11 protein-coding genes and 1 tRNA gene are annotated in these 9,604 nt (G+C 51.2%); 3 read left to right on the top strand and 9 right to left on the bottom strand.

The window, feature by feature from the left end:
- The 3 genes from urtD to ABF287_RS02570 form a co-directional block, all read left to right on the top strand.
- Positions 1-668 (top strand): urea ABC transporter ATP-binding protein UrtD (urtD, locus tag ABF287_RS02580; protein ID WP_347183467.1); only part of this gene is annotated, 668 nt, incomplete at its 5' end.
- A 3-nt stretch (positions 669-671) separates the two neighbouring features.
- Positions 672-1,370, top strand: a complete 699-nt coding sequence (gene urtE, locus ABF287_RS02575; protein WP_347183466.1) for an urea ABC transporter ATP-binding subunit UrtE — start codon at positions 672-674, stop codon at positions 1,368-1,370.
- Positions 1,371-1,610: 240 nt separating this feature from the next.
- Entirely contained in the window at positions 1,611-2,291 is a 681-nt protein-coding gene (locus ABF287_RS02570) for a glycoside hydrolase family 88 protein (protein ID WP_347183465.1), read from the top strand.
- 182 nt (positions 2,292-2,473) lie between these two features.
- Here the strand turns inward: ABF287_RS02570 and ABF287_RS02565 are convergent, their stop codons facing one another.
- From ABF287_RS02565 to ABF287_RS02525, 9 genes are all read right to left on the bottom strand, one after another.
- Positions 2,474-3,631: a hypothetical protein gene (locus ABF287_RS02565; protein WP_347183464.1), complete on the bottom strand. Its 1,158-nt coding sequence runs from the start codon at positions 3,629-3,631 to the stop codon at positions 2,474-2,476.
- The gene (locus ABF287_RS02560; RefSeq protein WP_347183463.1) at positions 3,628-4,365 is read right to left on the bottom strand and encodes an SDR family oxidoreductase; all 738 of its coding nucleotides are present in this window, start codon (positions 4,363-4,365) and stop codon (positions 3,628-3,630) included. The genes ABF287_RS02565 and ABF287_RS02560 overlap by 4 nt, the downstream gene beginning before the upstream one ends.
- Positions 4,362-5,684, bottom strand: a complete 1,323-nt coding sequence (locus ABF287_RS02555; RefSeq protein WP_347183462.1) for an FAD-binding oxidoreductase — start codon at positions 5,682-5,684, stop codon at positions 4,362-4,364. The genes ABF287_RS02560 and ABF287_RS02555 overlap by 4 nt, the downstream gene beginning before the upstream one ends.
- On the bottom strand, positions 5,681-6,103 hold the full coding sequence (locus ABF287_RS02550; protein ID WP_347183461.1) for a GtrA family protein: 423 nt from the start codon (positions 6,101-6,103) through the stop codon (positions 5,681-5,683). The genes ABF287_RS02555 and ABF287_RS02550 overlap by 4 nt, the downstream gene beginning before the upstream one ends.
- Positions 6,100-7,527 (bottom strand): UbiA family prenyltransferase, encoded by a 1,428-nt coding sequence (locus ABF287_RS02545; protein ID WP_347183460.1) that lies wholly within the window; start codon positions 7,525-7,527, stop codon positions 6,100-6,102. Before ABF287_RS02545 ends, ABF287_RS02550 begins: the two co-directional genes overlap by 4 nt.
- A gap of 248 nt (positions 7,528-7,775) precedes the next feature.
- Positions 7,776-7,852 (bottom strand) — tRNA-Met (locus tag ABF287_RS02540).
- A gap of 236 nt (positions 7,853-8,088) precedes the next feature.
- Entirely contained in the window at positions 8,089-8,568 is a 480-nt protein-coding gene (locus tag ABF287_RS02535) for an ureidoglycolate lyase (protein WP_347183459.1), read from the bottom strand.
- Entirely contained in the window at positions 8,565-9,407 is an 843-nt protein-coding gene (locus tag ABF287_RS02530; RefSeq protein WP_347183458.1) for a bifunctional allantoicase/(S)-ureidoglycine aminohydrolase, read from the bottom strand. The genes ABF287_RS02535 and ABF287_RS02530 overlap by 4 nt, the downstream gene beginning before the upstream one ends.
- A 19-nt stretch (positions 9,408-9,426) precedes the next feature.
- Positions 9,427-9,604 (bottom strand): 2-oxo-4-hydroxy-4-carboxy-5-ureidoimidazoline decarboxylase (locus ABF287_RS02525; RefSeq protein WP_347183468.1); only part of this gene is annotated, 178 nt, incomplete at its 5' end.

Below are 9,604 nucleotides of genomic sequence, written 5' to 3'. Positions count from 1 at the left end.
TTTCCATCGGTCCGGCCGAGATGCGTGCCATCATCGGACCGAACGGGGCGGGGAAAACCACCTTTATGGACATCGTCACAGGCAAGACAAAACCCGACGAGGGCAGTGTTTTGTGGGGCGACTTGTCGCGCAATTTGATCGGCATGAACGAGGCGAAAATTGCCCGTGCGGGCATCGGGCGCAAATTCCAACGTCCGACGGTGTTCGAAGATCAATCCGTGTTCGACAACTTGATGATCGCGGTGCGCAATGATCGCTCACCGATCGCTGTGTTGTTCTTTCGGCCCAAGGCTGAAGACATCGACAAGGTGCACGAATTGGCCGCCACCATTGGTTTGACGGATGAGCTGGCGCGCAAATCTGGCGAGCTGTCGCATGGGCAAAAGCAGTGGCTCGAAATCGGCATGCTCTTGGCGCAAGACCCGAAACTTTTGCTGGTCGATGAGCCTGCTGCAGGCATGACCTTGGGCGAGCGCGAACACACCACGGATATCTTGAAAGAGGCCGCGAAAACGCGGGCTGTGGTGGTGATCGAGCACGATATGGAGTTCATCCGCCGTTTGGATTGCAAAGTGACCGTGCTGCACGAAGGGTCCGTTTTGGCCGAAGGCTCGCTGGATCACTGTACGAAAAACCAAGACGTCATCGACGTCTACTTGGGGAGATAACCGATGCTCGATGTATCTAATCTGTCGCTGCACTACGGTGGCTCGCAAATTTTGCATGACGTGGCCATCACGGCCGAAGCTGGCAAGGTGACTTGTGTCATGGGCACCAATGGGGTTGGCAAAACCTCGCTTTTGAAAGCCATCTGCGGTGCGCATCCGCGCTCAAGCGGTACGATGATGCTGGACGGCGAAGACGTGGGGCGCGCGAACTCTGACGTTTTGGCGAAAAAGGGCGTGGGCGTTGTACCGCAAGGGCGGATGATCTTCCCGCTGTTGACGGTGAAGGAAAACTTGGAAACGGGCTTTGCCTGTCTGCCGAAATCCGAACGTCACATTCCTGATGAAGTGTTCGAATTGTTCCCGATCCTCAAAGACTTTTTGCACCGTCGTGGGGGCGATTTGTCGGGCGGACAACAGCAACAATTGGCCATCGCGCGGGCGTTGATCATCAAACCGAAACTCTTGCTTTTGGACGAGCCGACCGAGGGCATTCAGCCCAATATCATCCAACAAATCGGCCGCGTGATTGCATTGCTGCGCGACCGTGGGGATATGGCGATTGTGTTGGTCGAACAGTACTTTGAATTCGCTTATGACTTGGCCGATCAACTGGTGTTTATGGAACGTGGTCGCGTGACCTCGACCCATGACAAGGCGGACATCACCAAGGAAGAAGCGGCCAAGGTGTTCCGCATCGCATAGCGATCTTGCGTGTTTCTGTTGGTTGCTCTATATGTCGTAACCTACGGAAATATAACGGTTTTATGAAATATTTTTCATAATCCATTTGCGAGGTCGCCAGTCATGGGGCACACAGATACAATTCTTGCGCCCGTGATTTGCGACACGGCTAAGGCGGCTGCCAGCCAAGTGGCGCAGCGCGTCATCGATTAAATCCAAGCCAATCCCGCGTCTGTGTTGGGGCTGGCAACAGGCGGCACGATGGAGCCTGTCTATGCAAAATTGCGCGCCGCACATGCGCAAGGATTGTCTTTTGCCCAAGTGCGCAGCTTCAATTTGGACGAATACTTGGGCTTGCCGCGCACTCACCCGCAAACCTATCGCTCCACCATGGGGCGGCTGCTGTGGTACCATGGCTGGACCTTTGAAGGGCGTCACAATTTCGCGAAAGCCTTCTGGGCGCGGGGCAATTCTTGGGCCACCATCGCCATCCCTGAGCTGATGTCGATCGTGCCGGATCTGCCAGCCGCCGAGAAGCGCATCTTGGGCGCTGTGTTCCAATCGCAGGTCAAAACGCTGACCGATTTGCAATGCGAGGACGGGTTCTTCCGCACGCTGTTGAATGACGACGCGGCTCAGATCGAAAGTTCCGCCACCGCAGGCATCGCTTATGGTATCTCGCGCGGGATTGAGCTGGGGTTGATCGATGACAGCTACCGCGCTGTGGCGGATCGCGCCTTTGACGCTGTGGTGCGCTGCATCGATGACGACGGCATTGTCACCCATTGTTCTGACGGCACGCCCATGGGGCACACGCTGCAATTCTACAAAGACATCCCCGACATTCCCGCCCCATACGGGCAGGCGTTGACGATGTTGATGCTGGTCGAAGCCATGACGCGCCAAACCGACAAGGCCGAATTGGCTGATGTCCCTGCTTAAGTAGTCAACGGTCTTGGCCTTAGGGCCAAGGCCGATGAATGCGCATATTGTAAAGGCTATGATGCGCCCGCGTGATGTGGGACACATAGACAAGATTCGAGCCATCCGTTTTGCGGTGCTATTCGTCCCTAAGTTGCGGTGCGCTCCGTTGCATCGGAGGATGCCCCGATACATTGTACATTTTATATTGCATCAAATATAGCCGTTGCAAAGTTATCGAGCCTTTCGAGCACACCAAATTTGATGTGTCCCATCGTATGTCTGGGTGCGGCAACAACTAAGTGTACAATCAAAATTGAGAAAATTAGTACGCGAGAAGTGATCTGAGGTGGCCGAATTGTTGCGTTTTTTGTTGCCACTAAGATAGCAACAAAAAAACTATAGAAATGAAAACTGAGCCATCTTCCCCAGTCAATTCCCAAAAAATATAATGCAACAAACGGAGCCCCAGTGAAGATGAAAAGAGTAAAAATGTGTCGCCGCTCCGGCGTTTTCCAAAGCAGTACTAAAATTGGGACAAAACATAAAATAGTCACGGCGATTTGATTGGTGGTAGCCTGCCAAATATTTATGTTGCGAAAACTGGTTTTAATGTCTCGATCAAGTGCAGAAACCGCCCCAGAGCAAATTTCCTCACTGAGATTGTATGACAATAGCACTTCACATACTTGATCTGCGCTTACGGCTTTTTTAAAGCTAAAGGCAAAAATAAAAGCAGAAAGCGACAAAAATGCGATTGCAGTACTATGAGAATGAAGGTGTTTTGGAGATAGGAAATTCTTTCCAAAACCATAATTTACATAAAGAATTAGGGGAAAAAAGCATAGCAGCGCTTCATGGCTGAATACCGCGAATGCATACAGAACTACAAAAACCCAAATTAACCACTTTGAGCGACGCTCAATTGCAATCAATTGCAGGAAAATCGCAAAAAATATAATTAATTCTTTCCTGACACTGCCTTGAGGGTCTGCGAACCAAAAGGCGGGAAAAAGCGCTGGCGCGGTTGTGAAAGCAAAAAACAACCATGCGGGTAACCACGAACGAAGCTGATACAACGAACAAAAAAGTGCTATCAGCAAAATGCTTTGTATTGCGACTAAAATTTTTAACGGCGATTCGCCTGTGATGTCGGATAAGAAAAGGAGTAAATCGCCGCTTAAAAAGCGACGGGTGGGCCCAGCGTTTGAATTTATCAGCCAGTCACCTTGTTTCCAACTATTACCACCTAGATAAAAATCACTGGATATGAGCAATAGCAAATATGCGCACACAAAAAAAAGTGGAAAACCGAACAGTGCAAAATTACTCAGTTTGTGAGCCGATTTAGGAGGGGTCATAGTTTTAGCTTCTTGAAAATGCTTTCTGGGATGTTTCGGATTATCATCATGATGACATACCACACTCGGCGACGGTAGATCGTATTTTTGCCTTGCGTCATTGCTTGATAAATCGCGTCTGCTAACTCGTCTGGCTCCGCCGTTAACTTTGCTGGCAAATCCATGCCCTCTGTCATTTTGGTCGCGACAAAACCAGGCAGCACGGTCATGACGTGCACGCCTTTTTTCGCTAAACGATTGCGCAAACCGGAGAGAAAAGCGGTGAAACCTGCTTTTGCAGAGCCATAGACATAATTGGTTGCTCTCCCGCGGTCTCCCGCGACCGAACTAATTCCAACAATGCAGCCAGAGCCGCGCTGCTCAAATTTATTGGCGAGCACGGCCAATATGCTTGCTGGTCCTTCGAAATTGCTTCGCATAACGCGCGCAGCCGCTGAGATATCTTGTTCGCTCTCGTCTTGCGCGCCCATGAAGCCGACAGCGCAGACCGCGACTGTGGGGAGCTGGGGCAAATTATCGACGAAAGTCTCGTGGGACTGAATTTCAAGCGCATCAAATTCATGCAATGAAACAGACACTTGATGGCGTAATTCTATGTCGTTGCTGTCAACCGACAAGTCGTTCGCGTTGCGCGCGGCAAGTTGAATATCATAGCCAGCTTTGGCAAATCGATGCGCGGAAGCCATCGCAATATCGCTTCGAGCCCCTAAAATCAGTACGGTATTTTTTGTCAAAATTTCAACCTTTCTGACTGAGAGGACATAAACGCCTCTCCACTTGAATTGCCTTGTCGATACTGCTCGTATTCTTGCGCACGAGGGTCCGATTGATGGAAAACGTCTCGAGACATTCGACTGTCCTTTGCAAGGTAAAAGCGCCCACCATGCTTAATCGTAATGTTATCCAATCTCTTCATCAGAGCTAACGTTCTTTTGTTGACCGGAAAATCAAGCGCCAGAGTATAGCCTTCCATCGGGAAGGAGAAGTTGCTGGATTGTTTGCCAAAACGTTTCAAGACTGCCAAAAACGAGCCTGCTCCAGCATTTGAGATTTCCGTTAGAAGTTCGCTCATACCTTGCTCGGCATGATCAATTGGAAGAACGCATTGGAACTGTGCAAAGCCGCGACGTCCATAAATTTTGTTCCACCCCAAGATGGCATCTAGCGGATAAAAATAGCTATCCCAGTCAACGACCTGCCGTTCAGGGCCCTGTTTGCCACGCCAATAGTAGAGTGCATTGAACATACGAACGCTATAGGTGTTCAGTGCCCAGCTCGGAAAGTTGATGGGAATATTTCGCTTTGATTTACGCGCGATCGACAGCGGAGATTTTCGATACTTGGACGGTACATCAGCGACTTTTGCGTGCTCACCCAACATGATCAGTGAGCGACCCAATGCAGATCCCTGCTGCAAACAATCAATCCAAGCCACAGAGTAGGTTGCGTCATTTGACTGCTCAAAAATCTGAATGGCATGCGCGATATTGTCAGCAACGATTGTGTGCTGCGCGATCCAAGCGGACGACACTTGGCGCAAGCGCACCGCCGCGCGAATGATCACACCCGTCAGGCCCATCCCGCCAATTGTCCAATCAAAGAGCTCTGTATTCTCAGTTCTTGAGCAACGCTGAACTGAGCCATCCGCGACCATAACATCGATCCAGTCAACATAGCTCGCGAAGCTCCCATCCTTATGATGGTTTTTCCCATGTACATCGACCGCAATCATGCCGCCCAGCGTGACAAACTTCGTACCGGGGGTTACGGACGGGAACCAGCCGCGCTCTAAAAATGCGTCAATCACATCTGCAAGCAAGACCCCAGCTTCCGCAACCAGTTGTCCGCTTTGGTCATCAAAAGCCAAGATGCGATTGAAGTGCTTCATATGAATAGTATTGGTGGCACTGACAGCGCTATCGCCATACGAGCGTCCATTGCCACGTGCAATTGCATTGCCGGTCTGAACCCGCTTAGAGATGTCTTCAATGCTGCGCGGTGCCGTCATTTCGGCGTCAATGATTGGATATCGTCCCCACCCTGAAAGCTTCATATCGCCTGCGCCAATTTTGAATCCGTGAAGACATAGCGCCGGTCTAAGTGGTATTTGACAAAGTACCCTATGCTCAGACCAAGAATGGCCCCGAGTTCGCGCATCGTATCTGTCTTCCAGATGAACCAAAATGCAGTTTCAGTGCTCCAAAAGATTGCGGTCGTGACGATGCCCATCAAGGTATAAAGCGAGAACTTTTTACTGTGCTTTGCCACGCCTGCGCTCATATCTTCAAAGATCCAACGTTTGTCCAAAATGTACTTCACAACCAGCCCCATTGCCGTGCCTGCAGCCAAAGCCAAGGCGAAAACGCCGTTGCTGTCAGCAAACCAAAGGACCAACCGCTGAACGATTAGGTTAACGAAGGTGGCCAGAATAGCAAAAACCACATAGCGAAAAATTAGGGTTTGTAACCTCACAGAAACGCTCCCGAAGCGAGTAAGGCAAGGATTGCCATAAAGCAGATTTGGCTGGTTCTATCTGTCGCAGCAAAGACAACGGGGTCATCATGCATTAAGCCGCGGTGTGTCATGAGCACCATTCGCGTCAACCAATATATCAGCACACCACAAATACCCCAAAGCAATTGAGGCGTCTGATACAGCTCGCGCACATCTGGCGAGCTAATATAAAGCGCCATCACCAAGACCGAAATGTAGCCCGCAGTTAAACTGATCATCGAGATGATTGGTAAATCTTGCGCATTATAGCCGCGTCCTGAGGTCGACATTTCATTGCGCTGCACCAAGTCGACGAGCTCTGTTTGCCGCTTGACGGCGCCAAGAGAGAGGAAGAAGAAAAACGAGAAGGCAAGCAGCCAGACAGATAGTTCTGTATATGTCGCGGCCCCCCCCGCAACAATGCGCATGGTGTAAAGCCCTGAAAGAACACAAATATCAATGATAACCTTGCGCTTTAATACAAGCGAATACGCCAAGGTAAGCGCGTAATATGCGCCAATTGCCAATAAGAACATCCAACCTAAGATTGCCGCAATCGCAATGCCCGCCCAAAGCAATCCAAAGGCCATCAAGCTGCCCTGCGCAATGGGCACAGCGCCTGATGCAAATGGACGAAAACGCTTTCGTGGATGAGCGCGGTCTGCCTTCAAATCGAGCAGATCATTTAGGACATAAACACTCGAGGCAATAAGACAAAAGGCTACGAAAGCCCCAAGACTGCTGATCAAAGAGATGCCATCGAGCTTGTGTGCCGCCAAAATGGGAAGAAAGATCAGAATATTTTTGAGCCACTGATGCGGGCGCAACGCTTTTGCATAGGGCCGCCAAGATTGGGTCACCGTTTTCATATGTTCAATCGGTTTGCCCAAGGCGTCTGCCTGTTTGCATACGGCCTCGGTGGCATTCACAGTCACAATCTTTCCAGCGACCTGCCAGATGGGTAAATCCGCAGAAGCGTCGCCCATGTAACAAAAATTCCCGGCCCCAAAGTGGTTAACAAGAAACTCTGCTTTTGCAGGCCCTTTCAGATTGTTGGTGTCGTCAGAGCCATGCACCTCATCAAAAATCTTTAGATGATCTGCAATTTTGTCTGCCAGTAACTGGTGCGTCGCGGTGACCAATGCGACATGGCCCCCTTTTGCACGAAAGTCTTCAATGTATTTGATGACTGCATCGTCAAAGGGCAGGGATGCAATGTCTATGTCCGAGGCCTCGACCAAGTGCGATTTCAACGCAACTTTGCCAGCCATTAATTTCGCAGCTGCGACGAATGGGGTCTGCGCGTGTCTCGCACAGGCGCTCCAAAAACTTTCATGCAACATGTCAGACTTAAGGAGTGTTCCGTCGAGGTCGACCACTAAGTTCATAGTAATTTTTTCCATAAGCCTGTTCACCCACTGCGAACCAATAAGTAAACGATATCGCCGAATAAGAAATAGCTTAACACAAAATTTAAAAAATCAGATCGATCACAACCTGTCTCTTATTTTCTTTGATTTTCAAGGTAGCGCAATGTGGGGTTCAAGTGAACAGCGTCAGCGATTTGGCCTTGGCCAAATGGTTGCGACGTGTGGATGCGTCGGGCCATCCGTTTTGCACGGGCTATCGACTTAAAACTGCATGGGGTACTTGGTAGCGGAGGAGGGACTTGAACCCCCGACACGCGGATTATGATTCCGCTGCTCTAACCAACTGAGCTACTCCGCCGAAGTGCCGCGTAAGTAGTCCGTCACTTGGGCAGGGTCAAGAGCGAATCTATGACTTTTCTGCGTCGGGCGCTTTTTCTTTTTGCGGTGCGGTTTGCAGGAGGTGAGCTTGCTATGGTGCGGGGTGGAAAACGGCCGTTTTGAAAGGCTTTAAAACATGTAAAGTGGCGCTGGGTGAAAGCATTAAACTTTTGCAAACCCGCGCCACATTGTTGTGCAAGTTTTTAAAACAACGGCCTACGTCGCGACAATGACCCACGGCGTGTCAAAGCTGTGTTCTTCCAGATTCGGCGTCTCGCCAATGCGGTCGACGACAGCAAAAAGCCCGTTGCCGGACAGCGGCGTGAGCACCCCATGCCATGTGCCACGGTGAAAGTTGATCGCTTGCGCCCCATCGGTCACAAAAGCCTTTGGGGTGGCCTCAGGTCCATCAGAAACGATCACCAGAAACGGGTCGTCTGACATGGGCACAAACGCTTGTGAGCCCTCTGGGTGGCGCTCTATCAGGTCCAACGTATAGGGCAGGGCGCGCAGCTCGGCTTTGAAGATAGAAATCCCCACGCGTGCGTCCATCACATCGACCTTTGCGCGGTCGTGAAACCGCCCGCATTTGCCAGCATTGATGATCTTATCCGGCGCACCGCAGCAGTCCAAAACATCGCCGTAGGGGGCGAAGGCTTCGGGTGTCAGCTGCGTGGTGGAAATGGTGCGGCTCATCGGCGTGGGCCACCCAAATCAAGGGAGGCATGACGGTTCACGTCCTTGTACAAAAGGTAGCGAAACGGTTCATCCCCCGTGGCGATACAGGCCTGCGGGCAAAAGGCGCGCAACCACATGAAGTCACCGGGGCCGACATCGACCCAATCCTTATTTAACAAATACTTAGCCGTGCCAGACAGGACATACAGCCCGTGTTCCATCACATGGGTTTCGGCAAAAGGAATGCGTCCACCGGGCAGGATGTTGACGATATTGACGTGGCAATCATGGCGCAGATCGAAGGGGTCGAAAAACCGCTGTGTTGCCCACACGCCATCGCAATTCGGCATCGCACTTTTGACCACTTCGGTCTCATGGATGGTGAAGGCTTCAAGCGGGTTGAGGCTTTGCATATGGTCGTAGCGTTTGCGGATCCAGTGGAAGCCACAAGGCGCGTCAGAGGTGTTCCAGATTTCCCAATGGGCCCCAGCGGGGATATAGGCCAAAGAACCCGCTTTGAGGATAGAACGCGCCCCACCGATGGACAGGCGCACCTCTCCAAAGGCCACGAATAAGATGGCTTGCGCTTCGATATCCGGTTCGGGATCAGAGGTGCCGCCAGCGGGGGCCAATTCGACCGCATATTGCGCGAATGTTTCGGCAAATCCGGTCAGAGGACGGGCCAAAATCCACATGCGCATGCCGTTCCAGCCCGGTAGGAAACTGGTGACGATATCGCGCTGCACTGAGGCAGGGATGACGGCGTAAGCCTCTGTAAATACTGCAGTTCCTTCAGGATTTTCCGATTGCGTAGGCAAGCCACCTGGCGGAAAAGCATAGGTCAAAGTCTCGGTCATTTTGTGTCTTTCAGCGCGCTTAGAGCGCCATGTCATGCAAACGGTGATAGGCAATGCGTTCGACTTGGCTGCAAGCAGCCGCGAACTCCACCTCTTTCGAGTGGGTCAGTCGTGTGTGAAATGCCTCTAGGATTGACGCCTTGGTATTCTCTTTTACGGCGATGATAAAGGGGAAGCCGAATTTTTCGGTGTACTGG

The sequence above is a fragment of the Pacificibacter sp. genome, assembly GCF_039769035.1.
GTDB lineage: Bacteria > Pseudomonadota > Alphaproteobacteria > Rhodobacterales > Rhodobacteraceae > Celeribacter.
Note: the sequence above shows the minus strand (reverse complement) of the source record. Positions and strands in the feature narration are given on the sequence as shown.

Coding starts and splice junctions, on each gene's coding strand:
- urtE (WP_347183466.1), top strand. CDS start 672: ATGCTCGATGTATCTAATCTGTCGCTGCACTACGGTGGCTCGCAAATT.
- ABF287_RS02570 (WP_347183465.1), top strand. CDS start 1,611: ATGGAGCCTGTCTATGCAAAATTGCGCGCCGCACATGCGCAAGGATTG.
- ABF287_RS02565 (WP_347183464.1), bottom strand. CDS start 3,631: ATGACCCCTCCTAAATCGGCTCACAAACTGAGTAATTTTGCACTGTTC.
- ABF287_RS02555 (WP_347183462.1), bottom strand. CDS start 5,684: ATGAAGCTTTCAGGGTGGGGACGATATCCAATCATTGACGCCGAAATG.
- ABF287_RS02545 (WP_347183460.1), bottom strand. CDS start 7,527: ATGGAAAAAATTACTATGAACTTAGTGGTCGACCTCGACGGAACACTC.
- ABF287_RS02535 (WP_347183459.1), bottom strand. CDS start 8,568: ATGAGCCGCACCATTTCCACCACGCAGCTGACACCCGAAGCCTTCGCC.
- ABF287_RS02530 (WP_347183458.1), bottom strand. CDS start 9,407: ATGACCGAGACTTTGACCTATGCTTTTCCGCCAGGTGGCTTGCCTACG.